This is a genomic window from Pseudomonas sp. M2 (assembly GCF_015751845.1).
Classification (GTDB): Bacteria; Pseudomonadota; Gammaproteobacteria; order Pseudomonadales; family Pseudomonadaceae; genus Aquipseudomonas; species Aquipseudomonas putida_E.
This window is the reverse complement of record NZ_JADOUD010000001.1, coordinates 527937-546586: the sequence shown is the minus strand read 5'-3', so window position 1 is coordinate 546586 and position 18650 is coordinate 527937. Positions and strand designations below refer to the sequence as shown.

Annotated in this window: 14 protein-coding genes; 8 read left to right on the top strand and 6 right to left on the bottom strand. The window is 62.9% G+C overall.

The window, feature by feature from the left end; all coding sequences use genetic code 11:
* Positions 1-98: 98 nt before the first annotated feature.
* Together IWW33_RS02695 and cysB are read left to right on the top strand one after the other, a co-directional pair.
* Positions 99-596, top strand: coding sequence for a universal stress protein (locus IWW33_RS02695; protein ID WP_012313668.1), 498 nt, complete (start codon positions 99-101; stop codon positions 594-596).
* A 129-nt stretch (positions 597-725) separates the two neighbouring features.
* A complete protein-coding gene (gene cysB / locus IWW33_RS02690; protein ID WP_119688611.1) occupies positions 726-1700 on the top strand; it encodes an HTH-type transcriptional regulator CysB in 975 nt (324 codons plus the stop codon).
* Positions 1701-1803: 103 nt separating this feature from the next.
* Here the strand turns inward: cysB and IWW33_RS02685 are convergent, their stop codons facing one another.
* From IWW33_RS02685 to IWW33_RS02665, 5 genes are all read right to left on the bottom strand, one after another.
* Positions 1804-2538 (bottom strand): phosphoadenylyl-sulfate reductase, encoded by a 735-nt coding sequence (locus tag IWW33_RS02685; RefSeq protein ID WP_046787316.1) that lies wholly within the window; start codon positions 2536-2538, stop codon positions 1804-1806.
* A gap of 119 nt (positions 2539-2657) precedes the next feature.
* On the bottom strand, positions 2658-4001 hold the full coding sequence (gene pabB, locus IWW33_RS02680) for an aminodeoxychorismate synthase component I (protein WP_196914184.1): 1344 nt from the start codon (positions 3999-4001) through the stop codon (positions 2658-2660).
* A gap of 131 nt (positions 4002-4132) precedes the next feature.
* Positions 4133-5113: an alpha-L-glutamate ligase-like protein gene (locus IWW33_RS02675; protein ID WP_115275358.1), complete on the bottom strand. Its 981-nt coding sequence runs from the start codon at positions 5111-5113 to the stop codon at positions 4133-4135.
* Positions 5113-6648: an inactive transglutaminase family protein gene (locus tag IWW33_RS02670; protein ID WP_012313673.1), complete on the bottom strand. Its 1536-nt coding sequence runs from the start codon at positions 6646-6648 to the stop codon at positions 5113-5115. The genes IWW33_RS02675 and IWW33_RS02670 overlap by 1 nt, the downstream gene beginning before the upstream one ends.
* A gap of 5 nt (positions 6649-6653) precedes the next feature.
* The gene (locus tag IWW33_RS02665) at positions 6654-7190 is read right to left on the bottom strand and encodes an ATP-dependent zinc protease (protein WP_046787313.1); all 537 of its coding nucleotides are present in this window, start codon (positions 7188-7190) and stop codon (positions 6654-6656) included.
* Positions 7191-7484: 294 nt separating this feature from the next.
* Between IWW33_RS02665 and IWW33_RS02660 the strand changes: the two genes are divergently transcribed.
* From IWW33_RS02660 to prpD, 6 genes are all read left to right on the top strand, one after another.
* Positions 7485-8189, top strand: a complete 705-nt coding sequence (locus tag IWW33_RS02660) for a GntR family transcriptional regulator (protein WP_046787312.1) — start codon at positions 7485-7487, stop codon at positions 8187-8189.
* Positions 8190-8197: 8 nt separating this feature from the next.
* On the top strand, positions 8198-9088 hold the full coding sequence (prpB, locus tag IWW33_RS02655) for a methylisocitrate lyase (protein ID WP_012313676.1): 891 nt from the start codon (positions 8198-8200) through the stop codon (positions 9086-9088).
* 84 nt (positions 9089-9172) lie between these two features.
* Positions 9173-10300: a 2-methylcitrate synthase gene (gene prpC / locus IWW33_RS02650; RefSeq protein ID WP_119688613.1), complete on the top strand. Its 1128-nt coding sequence runs from the start codon at positions 9173-9175 to the stop codon at positions 10298-10300.
* 101 nt (positions 10301-10401) lie between these two features.
* A complete protein-coding gene (gene acnD, locus IWW33_RS02645; RefSeq protein WP_119688614.1) occupies positions 10402-12990 on the top strand; it encodes a Fe/S-dependent 2-methylisocitrate dehydratase AcnD in 2589 nt (862 codons plus the stop codon).
* 139 nt (positions 12991-13129) lie between these two features.
* A complete protein-coding gene (gene prpF, locus IWW33_RS02640; protein ID WP_196914183.1) occupies positions 13130-14320 on the top strand; it encodes a 2-methylaconitate cis-trans isomerase PrpF in 1191 nt (396 codons plus the stop codon).
* Positions 14321-14458: 138 nt separating this feature from the next.
* Positions 14459-15943: a 2-methylcitrate dehydratase gene (gene prpD, locus IWW33_RS02635; protein WP_196914182.1), complete on the top strand. Its 1485-nt coding sequence runs from the start codon at positions 14459-14461 to the stop codon at positions 15941-15943.
* A 65-nt stretch (positions 15944-16008) separates the two neighbouring features.
* Here prpD and acnB read toward each other — a convergent pair whose 3' ends face one another.
* Positions 16009-18618, bottom strand: coding sequence for a bifunctional aconitate hydratase 2/2-methylisocitrate dehydratase (gene acnB, locus IWW33_RS02630; RefSeq protein ID WP_046787308.1), 2610 nt, complete (start codon positions 18616-18618; stop codon positions 16009-16011).
* Positions 18619-18650 lie beyond the last annotated feature (32 nt).

Below are 18650 nucleotides of genomic sequence, written 5' to 3'. Positions count from 1 at the left end.
TACAGCCCGCATTGGCAGTGCGCCGGGCGGCCGAGCGAGCGCCCGGCGCGCTGCTAAGCTGAAGCTTGCTCTGCCGCCACGGCAGTCGAGGAGGTCGAATGATCCGCTCCATGCTGTACGCCACCGACCTCGGTGTCTACGCCCCTTTTGTCATGCAGCATGCCTTGGCCCTGGCCCGCACGTTCGGCGCGGAACTGTATGTGATTCATGCCGTAGAACCCATGGGGCAGTTCGCCGAATCCCTCCTGCAAAGCTACCTCGATGAGCAGACGCTCGATGCGTTGCATAGCGAGGGCGTCAATACGGTGATGGCCAACATCGAGCAGCGTGTGCTGGAGAACTTTCGCGAGGAGCTGGGCGAGGACGCGGACCTGGCGGTGATCAAGGCGGTCCGGGTGCGCCAGGGTGATCCGGCGCAGGTTATCCTGGAACAGGCGCAACGTTTGAGCGTGGACTTGCTGATTTTCGGCAGCCACAGCGCCGGTGCTGGGGTAGATGTGCCGATTGGCCGAACGGCTGTGCGCTTGCTGCAGTTGTCTGCGGTGCCGGTGTACATGGTGCCGCTTTCGCAGCATCTCGGCCGTAGGAAAACGTGAAGCTGATGGTGGGCAGTTTCGGAGCGGCATGTAACAAAATAGTTCTAGTTTTATTTCGAGAACCACTAATATAGTTATATCCCGTCGCTGCCTGCTGCCGCTGACTTACCGCTGATTCGAGGGAAACCTATGAAGCTTCAACAACTGCGCTACATCTGGGAAGTGGCGCACCACGACCTCAACGTCTCCGCGACGGCGCAGAGTCTGTACACCTCTCAGCCGGGGATCAGCAAACAAATCCGCCTGCTCGAGGATGAACTGGGTGTTGAAGTCTTTGCCCGCAGCGGCAAGCATCTGACCCGTGTCACTCCGGCAGGTGAGCGCATCATCAACACCGCTGGTGAAATCCTGCGCAAGGTCGAAAGCATCAAGCAGATCGCCCAGGAATTTTCCAACGAGAAGAAGGGTACGCTGTCCATCGCTACCACCCATACCCAGGCTCGCTATGCGCTGCCGCCGATCATCAGCAGCTTCATCAAGCAGTACCCGGAAGTCGCCCTGCACATGCATCAGGGTTCGCCCATGCAGATTGCCGAGATGGCTGCGGACGGTACCGTCGACTTCGCCATTGCCACCGAGGCGCTGGAGCTGTTCGGCGACCTGATCATGATGCCGTGCTACAAGTGGAACCGCTGCGTGGTGGTGCCGCAGGGTCACCCGCTGGCCAAATTGCCGAAGCTGACGCTGGAAGCTGTAGCCGAATACCCGATCGTCACCTATGTATTCGGGTTCACTGGCCGCTCCAAGCTGGATGAGGCCTTCAATCACCGCGGCCTGACGCCGAAGGTGGTGTTCACTGCTGCTGACGCCGACGTGATCAAGACTTACGTGCGCTTGGGGCTGGGCGTGGGCATCGTGGCCAAGATGGCGGTGGACAGCAAGCTGGACAGCGACCTGGTGGCGCTTGATGCCAGTGAGCTGTTCGAGGCCAGCATCACCAAGATCGGTTTCCGCCGCGGCACCTTCCTGCGCGGCTTCATGTGCGATTTCATTGAGAAATTTGCGCCGCACCTGACGCGTGAAGTGATGGCCAAGGCGATCCAGTGCCACAACAAGCAGGAACTCGAAGAGCTGTTTGCCGGTGTCGAGTTGCCGGTGCACTGAAAAAGCAGCTTCAAGCTTCAAGAAAGAGCAGAAAGAGCAGCCCATGTGGGCTGCTCTTTCTTCTTGGGGCTTGCAGCTTATAGCTTGAGGCTTGCAGCTGCCTTCAGGCCTTGCTGATCAGGTTGCCGGCGTGCAGCCCGCATTCCTTCTGGGTCGACTCTTCCCACCACCAGCGGCCTTCACGTTCGTGCTGGTTCGGCAGTACCGGGCGGGTGCAGGGCTCGCAACCGATGCTGATGAAGCCGCGCTCGTGGAGGCTGTTGTACGGTAGCTCGAGCATTCGGATGTAGCCCCAGACTTCCGCGCTGGTCATCTGCGCCAGCGGGTTGAATTTGTACAGGGTGCGTTCCGCTGTGGAGAACGCGCTGTCGATTTCCAGTGCTGCCACCTGGCTGCGGGTGCCTGGGCTCTGGTCGCGGCGCTGGCCGGTGGCCCAGGCGCTGACAGTGGCGAGCTTGCGCCGCAGTGGCTCGATCTTGCGGATGCCACAGCACTCGCCATGGCCGTCCTTGTAGAAACTGAACAGGCCCTTTTCCTGAACGAACGGGTCGAGTTTGGCGCGGTCCGGGCTGAGGATCTCGATCGGCAGGCTGTACTGCTCACGGACCTGGTCGATGAACCGGTAAGTCTCAGGGTGCAGGCGGCCGGTGTCGAGGCTGAACACCTTGACCTGCTTGTTCAGCTTCCAGGCCATGTCGACCAGCACCACGTCCTCGGCACCGCTGAAAGAAATCCACAGGTCGTCGCCGAAGTGCTCGAAGGCGAGCTTGAGAATGTCCTGCGGGGATTTGCTGGCGTAGGTCGCGGCCAGGGCGGCGACGTCGAAGGGTTGGCTCATCAGGCGGTTTCCATCTTGGCTGTGGCGCTGTGCGCTCGTAATGAGGTGATGGTAACAAAAAATGGCAGGCTAGACGCTGTGCCTGCACCGGCCCTGGGCCGGTGCAGGCAAACGCTGGGTCACAGGCTTTGCAAGGTCTCCATCAATACCCGTACCTTGGCGATCGATTCTTCGTATTCCGATTGCCAGTCGGAGTCCGCCACCACCGCGCCGCCGCCCCAGCAGCTGACCTGCCCATCCTTGACCAGCAGGCTGCGAATGGCGATGGAACTGTCCATTTCACCGCGCACATCCACGTACAGCAAGGACCCGCAATACAGCGCGCGGCGGCTGGGCTCCAGCTCGTCGATGATCTGCATGGCGCGAATCTTGGGGGCGCCGGTGATCGAACCGCCTGGGAAGCTGTCGCCGATCAGGTCCAGGGCGTCCTTGTCGGTGGCCAGTTGCCCGGTGACGCTGCTGACCAGATGGTGCACGTTGGGGTAACTTTCCAGGCTGAACAGCTCTGGCACCTTCACCGAACCGACCTGGCAAGTGCGGCCCAGGTCGTTACGCAGCAGGTCCACGATCATCAGGTTTTCCGAGCGGTCCTTGGGGCTGTGGCGCAGCGCCTCGGCATTGCGGGCGTCTTCTGCCGGGTCGGCAGAGCGCGGGCGGGTGCCCTTGATTGGGCGGGTCTCCACTTGCCCCTGGCTGACGCGGATGAAGCGTTCTGGAGAAAAACTCAACAGTGCGCTGCCGTCGGCCAGTTGCTGGTAACCAGAGAACGGCGTCGGGCAGGCCTTGCGCAAGGCCTGGTAGGCGCGCCAGGGGTCGCCCTGGCAAGGTGCGCGGAAGCGTTGGGTCAGGTTGATCTGGTAGCAATCGCCGGCCTGAATGTAGCGCTGTACCTGATCGAATGCTGCCTCGTATTGCCCTGGCTGCAAATCACCCGTCATGGCGGCGAGCAGGCGGAAATCGCCGCTTGCAGCGTTGTTGGTGTCTTCAAACAAGGCGATGAGGCGCTCGCGCTCGTCATCAGCCAGCTGGGGGTGGAACACCAGTTGGCTGGTGCCATGCTGGTGGTCGGTCACCAGCGCCCAGCCATACAACCCAAGCTGGGCGTCGGGCAGGCCGAGGTCATCCGTGGCGAGGCAGGGCAGGTGCTCCAGGCGTCGGCCGAAGTCGTAGCTGAGGTAGCCGATCAGGCCGCCGGCAAATGGCAGCTCGACACCACCTGGCAACTGCGCAGGGCCCAGTTGTTTCAGGCTGGCGCGCAGCCGTTGCAGGAAGGCCCGGCCATCTTCGTCGGGCAGCACCTGCAAGTGTTGCAGCGGCCAGGCGCTGAGCAGGTCGAAGCGGCCGCGCTCGGCGCCTGGGCGGGCGCTGTCGAGCAGGATCGCCCCGGGCGCCTGGCGCAGGCGGGCGAAGTACGCGGCGGGGTCGGGCTGATAGGGCAGGGGGTAGAGCGTACAGGTCGGCATCAGTGTGGACGGCGATGTAAAAGCGAGGAGGGCGATTGTAGACCTGCGCAGGAAATGCGCCTAGCGCCAGTGTGACTTTCAGGCAGTGGGTTGAAGCCATCGCCGGCTTGCCGGCGATGGGGGCAGAGCTATCAGCCCGGATGCACGTGCCCGAACAGGCTTTGCGCGACCCGGACACGCTGTTCGGCATCCTCGGTCACACCGTCCTTGGCCAGCGCCTCGATGTGCGCCTCGATGGCATGGGTGCGTTGGGTCAGCCCGGTGTCGTTGGCGATCTGGATGTTCAGGCCAGGGCGGGCATTGAGTTCGAGAATCAACGGCCCCTTGTCCTGGTCCAGCACCATGTCCACACCGATGTAGCCCAGGCCGCACAGCTCATAGCAGCCGGCTGCCAGCTTCATGAAGCCGTCCCAGTTCGGCAGCTGTACGCCATCCACCGCATTGGTGGTGTCCGGGTGCTTGCTGATGATGTTGTTCAGCCAGGTACCGCGCAGGGTCACTCCGGTGGCCAGGTCCACACCTACGCCGATGGCGCCCTGGTGCAGGTTGGCCTTGCCGCCGGACTGGCGGGTCGGCAGGCGCAGCATGGCCATTACCGGGTAGCCCATCAGCACGATGATGCGGATGTCCGGCACACCTTCGTAACTGATGCTCTTGAAGATCTGGTCGGGGGTTACCCGGTACTCGATCAGCGCGCGGTCGCGGTGCCCGCCGAGTGAGTACAGGCCGGTCAGGATGCTGGAGACCTGATGCTCGATCTCTTCATGGCTGATGATCTTGCCGGAAACGGTGCGGTAGCGGTCCTCGAAGCGGTCGGCAATCACCAGGATGCCGTCACCGCCGGCCCCCTGGGCCGGCTTGATGACGAAGTCGTTGCGCCCGCCGATGATCTCGTGAAGCTTGTCGATCTGCTTCTCGGTCTCGATGATGCCGTACATTTCAGGCACGTGAATGCCCGCTGCCAGCGCACGCTCCTTGGTGATGATCTTGTCGTCGACGATCGGGTACAGGTTGCGCTTGTTGTACTTGAGCACATAGTCGGCATTGCGCCGGTTGATACCCATGATGCCCCGGGCCTCCAGGGCTTTCCACGTCTTGATCAGGCCAAACATCAGGCGTCAGCCTTCTTCAGGAATGCCTTGAAGCGCACCAGCTCGGTCAGGCGGTAGCCGCGGTAGCGACCCATCGCCAGCATGAAGCCCACCAGGATCAGCAGTACCGCCGGGAAGGTGAAGACGAAGTACACCAGCTCCGGCACCATCATCAGCAGGTGGGCAAGCGACGCTGCGAACAGGGTGCCGATCGCCACTTTCATGGCATGACCGCCGCCACGTTCTTCCCAGGTGATCGACAGGCGCTCGATGGTCATGGTCAGGATCACCATCGGGAACAGCGCTACCGACAGGCCGCGTTCCAGCCCCAGCTTGTGGCTGAACAGGCTGATGGCGGCAATCAATACCACGACGAAGGTCAGTACCACCGAGAGGCGCGGCAGCATCTGCAGCTTGAGGTGCTCCAGGTAGGAGCGCAGCGACAGGCCCAATGCGGTGATCACGGTGAACAGCACGATGCCGAAGCCCAGCTGGGTCTCGCGGAACGCCAGGGCGATCAGTACCGGTGTGAACGTGCCCAGGGTCTGGATGCCGATCAGGTTGCGCAGGACCAGGATCACCAGCACGCCGATCGGGATCATCACCATGATCATGAAGGTCTGCTGGGTCTGCAGCGGCAGGCCGTACAGCGAGTACTCGAGGAAGTCGGCGTCGGTGTTCTCGTCGGTCAGCTTGGCCAGGCGGATGGCGTTCATCTCGCTGTTGTTCATGCTGAAAGTGACGTTGGCTTTCTTGCCGCCATCGACGGTGACCAGGTTGTCATCACCGGTCCACCACAGCAGGCGGTCGCTGGGCAGGCCCTGCTCACCGGTGTCCGGGTTGAAGTACAGCCAGTCGCTGCCGTTGAAGCTGCGCAGCCAGAGCTCGGGGGACTGCGGCGTATCGGCCACCAGGCGGATGGTATGGACCTTTTCCATCGGTACATGCGCGATCGACAGCAGCAGGTCGATGACCTGGGCCTTCTTCATGGGCGAGGTATCGCCGGCCAGCAGCAGCTTGACGTTGTCGTCGTTGAGGTTGTTCACCCGCTTGATGGTTTCGCTGACGAAGGTCTCGACGTCGGCCGAGTGCTGGCGGATCGGCGCCATCAGGGCTTCGGCGGCGATCTTCTCGGGGCCTTCTACGGCAAGGCTGTCACGGAAGGTCGGGCCTTTGATGGCGGCCTTTTCGCTGCTGTAGCGCTTGGTCAGCACCAGGCGGTAGTAGAGGGTCTGGTTGCCGCTGGCGCGGCGGGCCGACCAGGTTACCTTGCGGTTGCCATCGGCGCGGTTGACGCTGACCCCGTAGTTGTTGGAGATGAAGCTCTCGTTGAGGCTGACATAGTCGCGGTTCAGCGGCGGTACGAACATTTGTACCTTGACCGGGTCCTTGCTGCTGGCGACGAACTCGACCTTGGCGTCGATGTTCCAAAGGTCGTCGGTTTCGTCTTCGGTCACCGGGATGCCGAGGAAGAAGATCTGATAGGCCGTGACCGCCACGCCCAACAGCACCAGTACGGTGATCAGGACTTTCAGATGGAGGGTAAGAGAGCGCATCGGGATTACTCTGCTTTGGGAGCGTCGGTGGCACAGGCAGGTTTGCCGGCCGCGTATTTAAGGCTTGGGTCGACCAGCGCGTCGAAGTGCTTGAGCGCCTCGGAACCGATCAGCAGCGGGAACTGGAACGCGCTGCGGTCGGTGAGGTTGACTTCGATGGTGCGCAGGGCCTGGCCCATGCAGATTTCGAGTTCGATGACCGGGCGGGCGGTATAGGCCTTGCCCGATTCGGCATCATAGTCGCCTGCGCGGCGCTTGATCTTGCTGACCCGCGCCAACGGGCGTTCGATGGGGTGCGAATGGGCGGCATCTATCGCCAGGTAGAAACGCACCCAGCTCTCGCCGTCGCGCTTGAAGCGCTTGATGTCGCGGGCACTCAGGGATGCGGTCTTGGCGCCGGTGTCGAGTTTGGCGGCCACTTCCAGGTCGAGGTCCCCGAGGCGGGCGTATTCGTTAAGACCGTACACGGTCTTGCCCGCCGCCTGGCCAAGGGCCGGCAGCAGGGTGAGGCATGACAGCAATAAAACGGGTGTAAGTCTCATAGTCCTGGCGCGGTGCTGTGCAAGGTTCGGGGCAAGGCGACTGGCAGGTACTGCGCAAGCTTCCTCGGTTCGTCTGTCAACAACATGAATGGATGACAGAAACGCTATCCATACTCCGTTGGAGGCGCGGCATTCTATCACGCCGATGCCTTGGCGCCAGCGCGTCGCGATCTGACAACGCCATCACTCACTAAGTTCGCGCTCAGACAATTGTCGACAATGTTCATTTTCTCTTTGACTGAATGGGCTTGTTTCGCTAGTTTCTCCTCAATGGCTTATCAAGGTGTCAACAATATGCTGGACCTCATTACCCCCAGCCCTTCAGCGCCGGATGAAACGGAAACCTTGTCCGAGCATGTCTTCCGGCGCATCCAGGCCGCGATCGTCAAGGGGGAAATAGCCCCGGGCAGCAAAATCTCCGAGCCGGAGCTGGCGCGCACCTATGGCATCAGCCGTGGCCCGCTGCGTGAGGCCATCCATCGTCTGGAGGGCCAGCGCCTGCTGGTGCGTGTGCCACATGTAGGTGCGCGCGTGGTGTCGCTCAACCATGCCGAGCTGATCGAGCTGTACGAAATCCGTGAGTCGCTGGAGGGCATGGCTTGCCGCCTGGCGGCCGAGCGCATGAGCCAAGGCGATATCGACGAGTTGCGCCGGGTGCTGGACACCCACGAACGCGACGCGGCGTTCCAGGCGGGGGTGGGTTACTACCAGCAGGAAGGCGATTACGACTTCCATTACCGGATCATCCAGGGCAGCGGCAACCAGACCCTGGTCAAGATGCTCTGCGGCGAGCTGTACCAGCTGGTGCGCATGTACCGCATCCAGTTTTCCGCCACGCCCAACCGCCCGCGCCAGGCCTTCGCCGAACACCACCGCATCCTCGATGCCATCGCCGATCGTGACGGCGAGCTGGCCGAACTCCTGATGCGCCGCCACATCGGCGCGTCCAAACGCAATATCGAGCGCCACTACCTGGACGCCAACAACAATAGCCTTTGAGGTGAGAAATGACTGTGAAGAGCACCCCTGGTCAGCGTTTTCGCGATGCCGTTGCCGCCGAACATCCACTGCAGGTGGTCGGCGCCATCAACGCCAACCATGCGCTGCTGGCCAAGCGCGCCGGCTTCAAGGCCATCTACCTGTCCGGTGGCGGTGTCGCCGCCGGTTCGCTGGGCTTGCCGGACCTGGGCATCACCGGTCTTGATGACGTGCTGACCGATGTGCGGCGCATCACCGACGTCTGCGACCTGCCATTGCTGGTAGATGTCGACACCGGCTTCGGTGCTTCGGCCTTCAACGTTGCGCGCACGGTGCGTTCGATGAGCAAGTTCGGTGCCGCCGCCATCCATATCGAAGACCAGGTAGGCGCCAAGCGCTGCGGCCACCGGCCGAACAAGGAAATCGTCTCCCAGCAGGAGATGGTCGACCGCATCAAGGCTGCGGTCGATGCCCGTACCGATGACAGCTTCGTGATCATGGCACGTACCGATGCCCTGGCTGTGGAAGGCCTGAACGCAGCGCTGGACCGCGCCGCCGCCTGCATCGAGGCCGGCGCCGACATGATTTTCCCTGAGGCCATTACCGAACTGCAGATGTACAAGACCTTCGCCGACCGGGTGAAGGCGCCGATCCTGGCCAACATCACCGAGTTCGGTGCCACGCCGCTGTTCACCACCCAAGAGCTGGCTGGCGTGGACGTGTCGTTGGTGCTCTACCCGCTGTCGGCGTTCCGCGCCATGAACAAGGCGGCCGAGAATGTCTACACCGCGCTGCGTCGCGACGGCACGCAGAAGAATGTGATCGACACCATGCAGACCCGCATGGAGCTCTACGATGCCATTGGCTACCACGCATTCGAGCAGAGCCTCGATGCCTTGTTTGCGCAGAAAAAAGGTTGAGCCAATGCCGGCGATAGGGCCGGTACAGGCACCCTGATTTAGCCAGAACGATATCCATAACAAATTCAAGAAAGGAGAAACACCATGGCCGAAGCAAAAGTACTCAGTGGCGCAGGCCTGCGTGGCCAGGTGGCCGGCCAGACCGCTCTGTCGACCGTCGGCCAGGCCGGCGCCGGCCTGACTTACCGGGGTTATGATGTGCGCGACCTGGCAGCAGGCGCCGAATTCGAAGAAGTGGCCTACCTGCTGCTATACGGCGAGTTGCCCAGCAAGGCAGAACTTGCCGATTACAAACACAAGCTCAAGGGCCTGCGCGACCTGCCGCAGGCGCTGAAGGAAGTGCTCGAGCGCATCCCGCGCGACGCGCACCCGATGGACGTCATGCGCACCGGCTGCTCGGTGCTGGGTACGCTGGAGCCGGAGTTGACCTTCGACGCCCAGCACGACAAGACCGACCGCCTGCTGGCGCTGTTCCCGGCGGTGATGTGCTATTGGTACCGCTTCACCCACCATGGCGTACGTATCGACTGCACCAGCGATGAAGACACCCTGGGCGGGCATTTCCTGCACCTGCTGCACGGCAAGAAGCCGAGCGAGTTGCATGTCAAGGTAATGAACGTTTCGCTGATCCTGTATGCAGAGCACGAGTTCAACGCATCGACCTTCACCGCCCGGGTCTGCGCCTCGACGCTATCGGACCTGTACTCCTGCATCACCGCGGCCATCGGCTCGTTGCGCGGCCCACTGCACGGCGGTGCCAACGAGGCGGCGATGGAGCTGATCGAGCGCTTCCAGAACCCGCAGGAAGCCACCGCAGAGTTGCTGCGCATGCTCGAGCGCAAGGACAAGATCATGGGCTTTGGCCATGCCATCTACAAAGAGTCCGATCCGCGCAACGAGGTGATCAAGGATTGGTCGAAGCAGCTGGCCGACGCAGTCGGTGACAAGGTGCTGTTCCCGGTCTCAGAAGCCATCGACAAGACCATGTGGGAGCAGAAGCGTCTGTTCCCCAACGCCGATTTCTACCATGCCTCGGCGTATCACTTCATGGGCATCCCGACCAAGCTGTTCACCCCGATCTTTGTCTGCTCGCGCCTGACCGGCTGGGCAGCGCACGTGTTCGAACAGCGCGCCAACAACCGCATCATCCGCCCGAGCGCCGAGTATGTCGGCGTCGAGCAGCGCCAGTTCGTGCCAATCGAGCAGCGCTGAAACAACAGGCCCTATAGCGACCCTGTGGGAGCTGGCTCCCACAGTGATTGCAGGGCCTGTGCGTTCATCCACGACCGTACCGTGACCGAGCCGATAATTTTATGAACACTGCATACCGCAAAGCCCTGCCAGGTACTGACCTGGACTATTTCGATGCCCGTGCCGCGGTCGAGGCCATCAAGCCCGGTGCCTACGACAACCTGCCTTATACCTCGCGCGTGCTCGCCGAAAACCTGGTGCGCCGCTGCGACCCTGCAACCCTGAACGCCTCGCTCGGCCAGCTGATCGAACGCAAGCGCGACCTCGACTTCCCGTGGTTCCCGGCTCGCGTGGTGTGCCACGACATCCTCGGCCAGACCGCGCTGGTCGACCTCGCCGGCCTGCGTGACGCCATCGCCGAGAAAGGTGGCGACCCGGCGGCAGTCAACCCGGTCGTGCCGGTGCAACTGATCGTCGATCACTCGCTGGCCGTCGAGTGCGGTGGCTTCGACCCGCAGGCCTTTGACAAGAACCGCGCCATCGAAGACCGTCGCAACGAAGACCGCTTCCATTTCATCAACTGGACCAAGAAGGCGTTCAAGAACGTCGATGTGATCCAGCCCGGTAACGGCATCATGCACCAGATCAATCTGGAGAAAATGTCGCCGGTGATCCACAGCGATCGCGGTGTGGCCTACCCGGACACCTGCGTGGGCACCGACAGCCATACCCCGCATGTCGACGCGCTGGGCGTGATCGCCATCGGCGTCGGCGGCCTGGAAGCTGAAAACGTCATGCTGGGCCGGGCCTCGTGGATGCGCCTGCCGGAAATCGTCGGCGTGGAGCTGCGCGGCAAGCTGGCGCCCAACATCACCGCCACCGACCTGGTGCTGGCCTTGACCGAGTTCCTGCGCAAGCAGAAGGTGGTTGGCGCCTACCTTGAGTTCTACGGCGAAGGTGCACGCGCCCTGACCCTCGGCGACCGTGCGACCATCTCCAACATGGCACCGGAATATGGTGCAACCGCTGCAATGTTCGCCATCGACCAGCAAACCATCGACTACCTGAAACTGACCGGCCGTGAAGATCAGCAGGTGAAGCTGGTGGAAACCTACGCCAAGGCCACGGGCTTGTGGGCTGACGCGTTGGCCACGGCCGAATACGAACGCGTGCTGAACTTCGACCTGTCGAGCGTGGTGCGCAACATGGCCGGGCCGTCCAACCCGCATGCCCGTGTTGCCACCAGTGAGCTGGCAGCCAAGGGCATCGCTGGTGCCTGGGACGAGATACCGGGGCAGATGCCTGACGGCGCAGTGATCATCGCTGCGATTACCAGTTGCACCAACACCAGCAACCCGCGCAACGTGATCGCCGCTGGCCTGCTGGCGCGCAATGCCAACAAGCTCGGCCTGGCGCGCAAGCCGTGGGTCAAGTCGTCGCTCGCGCCCGGCTCCAAGGCCGTGCAGCTGTACCTGGAGGAAGCGGGGCTGGAGAAGGAGCTGGAGCAACTGGGCTTCGGTATCGTCGCCTTCGCCTGCACCACCTGCAACGGCATGTCCGGTGCTTTGGACCCGGTGATCCAGCAGGAAATCATCGACCGTGACCTCTACGCGACGGCGGTGCTCTCGGGCAACCGCAACTTCGATGGGCGCATCCACCCGTACGCCAAGCAGGCATTTCTCGCTTCGCCGCCGCTGGTGGTGGCCTATGCCATTGCCGGCACCATCCGCTTCGACATCGAGAAGGATGTACTGGGCGTAGTCGATGGTCAGCAAATCCGCCTCAAGGACATCTGGCCAAGCGACGAAGAGATCGACGCGGTGGTGCGCGCTGCGGTCAAGCCGGAGCAGTTCCGCAAGGTCTACATCCCGATGTTCGCTATCGAGCAAGACCGTGGGCCGAAAGTGGCGCCGCTTTACGAGTGGCGCCCGATGAGTACCTATATCCGCCGCCCGCCCTACTGGGAAGGCGCCCTGGCCGGTGAGCGCACGTTGCGCGGCATGCGTCCGTTGGCGGTGCTGCCCGACAACATCACCACCGACCACCTGTCACCTTCCAATGCCATCCTGCTCGACAGCGCGGCGGGTGAATACCTGGCCAAGATGGGCCTGCCGGAGGAGGACTTCAACTCCTACGCCACGCACCGCGGCGACCACCTGACGGCGCAGCGTGCCACCTTCGCCAACCCCAAGCTGTTCAACGAGATGGTGCGCAAACCCGATGGCAGCGTGCAGCAGGGTTCGCTGGCGCGCCTGGAGCCGGAGGGCAAGGTGACCCGGATGTGGGAAGCCATCGAAACCTACATGCAGCGCAAGCAGCCGCTGATCATCGTTGCCGGTGCCGACTATGGGCAAGGCTCGTCCCGCGACTGGGCGGCCAAGGGCGTGCGGCTGGCGGGCGTCGAGGCGATCGTGGCCGAAGGCTTCGAGCGCATTCACCGCACCAACCTGGTGGGCATGGGCGTGTTGCCGCTCGAATTCCTGCCGGGCACCGACCGCAAGACCCTGGGCCTGGATGGTAGCGAGACCTATGACGTGGCAGGTGAGCGCAAGCCGCGTGCAACCCTGACGCTGGTGGTCACGCGCAGCAATGGCGAACGGGTCGAGGTACCGGTGACCTGCCGGCTCGATACCGCCGAAGAGGTGTCGATCTACGAGGCGGGCGGGGTATTGCAGCGCTTTGCCCAGGATTTCCTCGAAGCTACCGCCTGAGCTTGAAAAGCGGGGCCGCGTTGCGGCCCTTTCGCGACGCAAGGCCGCTCCAACCGGGGTTGTAGGAGCGGCCTTGCGTCGCGAAGGGCTGCAAAGCAGCCCCAAGGGTATTTCGCCGGACTATCAGGACAGCACAACCATGGCACACGCACCACAAATCAAGATCCCCGCCACCTACATCCGCGGCGGCACCAGCAAAGGCGTGTTCTTCCGCCTGCAAGACCTCCCTGAACGAGCCCAAGTCCCAGGGCCGGCCCGTGACGCACTGCTCCTGCGGGTCATCGGTAGCCCCGACCCCTACGCCAAGCAGATCGACGGCATGGGCGGCGCCACCTCAAGCACCAGCAAGACCGTGATCCTTTCACCTAGCACCAAGCCCGAGCACGACGTTGACTACCTGTTCGGCCAGGTAGCCATCGACAAGGCCTTCGTCGACTGGAGCGGCAACTGCGGCAACCTGTCTGCTGCTGTCGGCTCGTTCGCCATCAGCAGTGGCTTGGTCGAGCCGTCGCGCATCCCGCGCAATGGCGTTGCCACCGTGCGTATCTGGCAGGTCAATATCGGCAAGACCATCATCGCTCATGTGCCGATCACCGAGGGCCAAGTGCAGGAAACCGGCGACTTCGAACTCGACGGTGTGACGTTCCCGGCGGCTGAGGTGCAGTTGGAGTTCCTTGAACCGGCGGCCGATGAGGGCGAAGGCGGCGGGGCGATGTTCCCTACCGGCAATCTGGTGGATGACCTGGAGGTGCCCGGTGTCGGTACCTTCAAAGCCACTTTGATCAACGCGGGGATCCCGACCATTTTCGTCAATGCCGACGATGTCGGCTATGCCGGTACCGAGCTGCAGGATGCGATCAACGGCGATGCCCAGGCGCTGACGCGTTTCGAGGCGATCCGTGCCCATGGCGCCGTGCGCATGGGGCTGATCGAGCATGTCGACCAGGCGGCCGGGCGTCAGCACACGCCGAAGGTGGCTTTCGTTGCGCCGCCAAGCACCTACACTGCGTCCAGTGGCAAGGCTGTCGAGGCGGCTGACATCGACCTGTTGGTGCGTGCACTTTCCATGGGCAAGTTGCACCACGCGATGATGGGTACTGCTGCGGTGGCCATCGGTACCGCTGCTGCCATTCCAGGTACGTTGGTCAACCTCGCTGCTGGCGGGGGCGAGCGCAGTGCCGTGCGCTTCGGCCATCCCTCCGGCACTTTGCGGGTCGGGGCTCAGGCCAGCCAGGTGGATGGTGAGTGGACGGTCACCAAGGCAATCATGAGTCGTAGTGCCCGGGTGTTGATGGAAGGCTGGGTAAGGGTGCCTGGCGACAGCTTCTGACGCACCATTGGCGCTTGGCTTTGAATCAGCAGGGCCGCTGCGCGGCCCGTCGCTGGCAATCCGGTTCCTGCATTGACCGTGTGGGAGCCGGTTCACCGGCGATGGGCTGCGTAGCAGCCCCAATCAAAGGAGCTGCAAATGAGCGCCAACGTGGACCTGAACGAGCGTCCTGACTACGACGGGGTGCTGCAAACCCTTGCCGATTACGTTCTCACCTACCGCGTCGAATCCCTCGAGGCGCTGGACACCGCGCGCAATTGCCTGATGGACACCCTGGGCTGCGGCCTGTTGGCCCTGCGCTTTCCAGAGTGCACCAAGCACCTCGGCCCGCTGGTGGAGGGAACAGTGGTGCCCAATGGCGCCCGGGTGCCCGGCACCAGCTACCGGCTCGACCCGGTCAAGGCCGCCTGGGATATCGGCTGCACCGTGCGTTGGCTGGATTACAACGACACCTGGCTTGCCGCCGAGTGGGCCCACCCTTCCGATAACCTTGGGGGGATCCTCGCGGTGGCCGATCACCTGTCGCAAAAACGGGTGGCCAAGGGTGAAGGCCCGTTGCTCATGCGTGAAGTGCTCGAGGCGATGGTCATGGCCCATGAGATCCAGGGTGTGCTGGCGCTGGAAAACGCCTTCAATCGTGTCGGCCTCGACCACGTGCTGTTGGTCAAGGTGGCCTCCACGGCCGTGTGCGCCAAGCTGATGGGGGCCAATCGTGAACAACTGCTGTCGGCCCTGTCCCATGCCTTTGTCGATGGCCAGGCGCTACGCACCTACCGCCATGCACCCAACGCTGGCTCGCGCAAGTCGTGGGCCGCCGGCGATGCTTCGAGCCGTGGTGTGCGCCTGGCCGATATCGCGCTGCGTGGCGAGATGGGGGTACCCGGGGTGCTGACCGCGCCGCAGTGGGGCTTTTATGACGTGTCGTTCAGCCATACCAACAAGGACCTGGCGCTCAAGCCGTCTGCCCAGCAGACGCTGCGGGTACCGCAGGCGTTGGCCAGCTACGTGATGGAGAACGTGTTGTTCAAGGTCAGTTTCCCGGCCGAGTTCCACGCCCAGACCGCCTGCGAAGCCGCGGTCAGCCTGCACCCGCAAGTGCGCAACCGCCTGCACGAAGTCGACCGTATCGTCATCACGACCCAGGAATCGGCCATTCGCATCATTTCCAAGGTCGGCCCGCTGGCCAATGCTGCTGACCGCGACCACTGCCTGCAGTACATGGTGGCGGTGCCGCTTATATTCGGCCATCTGGTGGCCGAGCATTACGAAGATGCCTTCCACGCCGCCCACCCGAGCATCGACCGTCTGCGCGAAAAGATGGAGGTGGTCGAGGACCCTCGTTTCAGCCGCGAATACCTGGAGCCGGACAAGCGCTCGATCGCCAATGGCTTGCAGGTGTTCTTCAAGGATGGCAGCAGTACCGAACAGGTGGTGGTGGAGTACCCGGTCGGGCACCGGCGCCGGCGCGGGGAGGGCATCCCCTTGCTGGAGGCCAAGTTCAGGGACAACCTGGCGACGCGGTTTGCGCCCCAGCGTTGCCTGGAGATTTTCGAGCTGTGCGAGGATCAACAGCGGCTGGAGGGTACGGCGGTACACCGGTTTGTGGATTTGTTCGTGACCTGAGGCGAGCAAGAGCAATAAAAAACCCCGGCATTAATGCCGGGGTTTTTCTTGAAGCGTACTGCTGATTACGCTTGGACAACCGGGATCTTGGCGTTGGCCGCAGCTTCGCGGAACTCGGCGATCTGGTCGAAGCTCAGGTAGCGGTAGACGTCGGCAGCCATGCTGTCGATGTCTTTCGCGTACTGCATGTACTCCTCGACGGTCGGCAGCTTGCCGATGATCGATGCGACAGCAGCCAGCTCGGCCGATGCCAGGTAGACGTTGGTGGCGTCGCCCAGGCGGTTCGGGAAGTTACGGGTCGACGTGGAGACCACGGTCGAACCGGTCTGCACACGTGCCTGGTTACCCATGCACAGCGAGCAGCCTGGCATTTCCATGCGCGCACCGGCCTTGCCGTAGATGCCGTAGTAGCCTTCTTCGGTCAGCTGGTGGGCGTCCATCTTGGTTGGCGGAGCCAGCCACAGACGAGTCGGAATACCGCCCTTGACCTTCTCCAGCAGCTTGCCGGCAGCGCGGAAGTGACCAATGTTGGTCATGCACGAACCGATGAACACTTCGTCGATCTTCTCGCCCTGTACCGACGACAGCAGGCGGGCGTCGTCCGGGTCGTTCGGCGCGCAGAGCACAGGCTCCTTGACGTCGGCCAGGTCGATTTCGATGATTTCGGCGTATTCGGCATCGGCGTCAGCCGACAGCAGCTCAGGCTTGGCCAGCCAGGCTTCCATGGCCTGGGCGCGACGCTCCAGGGTGCGGGCATCGCCGTAGCCTTCGCCGATCATCCAGCGCAGCAGGGTGATGTTCGACTTCAGGTACTCGGCGATGGCCTTTTCCGGCAGCTTGATGGTGCAGCCGGCAGCGGAACGCTCGGCCGAGGCGTCGGACAGTTCGAACGCTTGCTCGACGGTCAGTTCGTCCAGGCCTTCGATTTCCAGGATGCGGCCGGAGAAGGCGTTTTTCTTGCCTTTCTTCTCGACGGTCAGCAGGCCCTGCTGGATGGCGTAGTAAGGGATGGCATGCACCAGGTCACGCAGGGTGATGCCTGGCTGCAGTTTGCCCTTGAAGCGCACCAGGATCGACTCTGGCATGTCCAGCGGCATGACGCCGGTGGCGGCGGCGAAGGCCACCAGGCCGGAACCGGCCGGGAACGAGATGCCGATCGGGAAACGGGTGTGCGAGTCACCACCGGTACCGACGGTGTCAGGCATCAGCATACGGTTCAGCCAGCTGTGGATGATGCCGTCGCCTGGGCGCAGCGACACGCCGCCACGGGTGCGGATGAAGTCTGGCAGGGTGTGGTGGGTAGTGACGTCGATCGGCTTCGGATAGGCCGCGGTGTGGCAGAACGACTGCATCACCAGGTCAGCGGAGAAGCCCAGGCACGCCAGGTCTTTGAGCTCATCGCGGGTCATCGGGCCAGTGGTGTCCTGGGAGCCGACGGTGGTCATCTTCGGCTCGCAGTAAGCACCTGGGCGCACGCCCTGGCCTTCGGGCAGGCCGCAGGCACGGCCGACCATTTTCTGAGCCAGGGTGAAGCCCTTGCCGGAATCGGCAGGCTGCTCTGGCTTCTTGAACAGGTCGGATGCACCCAGGCCCAGCTCGGTACGGGCTTTTTCGGTCAGGCCACGGCCGACGATCAGCGGGATACGGCCGCCAGCGCGGACTTCATCCAGCAGTACTTCGGTTTTCAGCTCGAAGCTGGTGACCAGCTCGTCGCTGTCGTGACGGCGTACTTCACCTTTGTATGGGTAAACGTCGATGACGTCGCCCATGCCCAGGTTGGTGCAGTCGAATTCGATCGGCAGGGCACCGGCGTCTTCCATGGTGTTGTAGAAGATCGGGGCGATCTTGGTGCCGAAGCAGAAGCCACCGGCGCGCTTGTTCGGCACGTACGGGATGTCGTCGCCGAAGAACCACAGCACCGAGTTGGTGGCGGATTTGCGCGAAGAACCGGTACCGACCACGTCACCGACGTAGGCGACCGGGAAGCCTTTGGCCTTGACCGCTTCGATTTGCGCCAGCGGGCCGACCGAGCCCGGCTGCTGCGGCTCGATGCCGTCGCGGGCCATTTTCAGCATGGCCAGGGCGTGCAGCGGGATGTCAGGGCGCGACCAGGCGTCCGGGGCAGGGGACAGGTCGTCAGTGTTGGTTTCGCCCGGCACTTTGAACACGGTCAGGGTGTACTTGTCGGCGATGGCCGGACGCGAGGTGAACCACTCGCCGGCAGCCCAGGATTCCAGCACGGCCTTGGCGTGAGCGTTGCCCGCCTTGGCTTTTTCGGCCACGTCGTGGAAAGCATCGAACATCAGCAGGGTGTGCTTGAGCTTTTCGGCCGCGACGGCGCCCAGTTCGGCGTCATCCAGCAGCGCGACCAGCGTTTCGATGTTGTAGCCGCCCTGCATGGTGCCCAGCAGCTCGGTGGCGTGCTTGCGGTCGATCAGTGGCGAGTTGGCTTCACCCTTGGCCACGGCAGACAGGAAAGCGGCCTTGACGTAGGCAGCTTCGTCGACTCCTGGTGGAACGCGGTGGGTGATCAGGTCTACGAGGAAGGCTTCTTCGCCGGCCGGCGGGTTTTTCAGCAGCTCGACCAGGCCTGCGGTTTGTTCGGCGTTCAGCGGCTGGGGCACGATACCCAGGGCGGCACGCTCTTCGATGTGTTTGCGGTAGGCTTCAAGCACAGTTATTACCCTCATCAGTGGTCCCTAAAGGG

Excerpts from the sequence above, each read along its gene's own strand:
- pabB (WP_196914184.1), bottom strand. The coding sequence starts at position 4,001 with ATGCCGACCTGTACGCTCTACCCCCTGCCCTATCAGCCCGACCCCGCC.
- cysB (WP_119688611.1), top strand. The coding sequence starts at position 726 with ATGAAGCTTCAACAACTGCGCTACATCTGGGAAGTGGCGCACCACGAC.
- IWW33_RS02675 (WP_115275358.1), bottom strand. The coding sequence starts at position 5,113 with ATGTTTGGCCTGATCAAGACGTGGAAAGCCCTGGAGGCCCGGGGCATC.
- prpC (WP_119688613.1), top strand. The coding sequence starts at position 9,173 with ATGGCCGAAGCAAAAGTACTCAGTGGCGCAGGCCTGCGTGGCCAGGTG.
- acnD (WP_119688614.1), top strand. The coding sequence starts at position 10,402 with ATGAACACTGCATACCGCAAAGCCCTGCCAGGTACTGACCTGGACTAT.
- IWW33_RS02665 (WP_046787313.1), bottom strand. The coding sequence starts at position 7,190 with ATGAGACTTACACCCGTTTTATTGCTGTCATGCCTCACCCTGCTGCCG.
- prpF (WP_196914183.1), top strand. The coding sequence starts at position 13,130 with ATGGCACACGCACCACAAATCAAGATCCCCGCCACCTACATCCGCGGC.
- IWW33_RS02670 (WP_012313673.1), bottom strand. The coding sequence starts at position 6,648 with ATGCGCTCTCTTACCCTCCATCTGAAAGTCCTGATCACCGTACTGGTG.
- IWW33_RS02685 (WP_046787316.1), bottom strand. The coding sequence starts at position 2,538 with ATGAGCCAACCCTTCGACGTCGCCGCCCTGGCCGCGACCTACGCCAGC.
- prpB (WP_012313676.1), top strand. The coding sequence starts at position 8,198 with ATGACTGTGAAGAGCACCCCTGGTCAGCGTTTTCGCGATGCCGTTGCC.
- IWW33_RS02695 (WP_012313668.1), top strand. The coding sequence starts at position 99 with ATGATCCGCTCCATGCTGTACGCCACCGACCTCGGTGTCTACGCCCCT.
- IWW33_RS02660 (WP_046787312.1), top strand. The coding sequence starts at position 7,485 with ATGCTGGACCTCATTACCCCCAGCCCTTCAGCGCCGGATGAAACGGAA.
- prpD (WP_196914182.1), top strand. The coding sequence starts at position 14,459 with ATGAGCGCCAACGTGGACCTGAACGAGCGTCCTGACTACGACGGGGTG.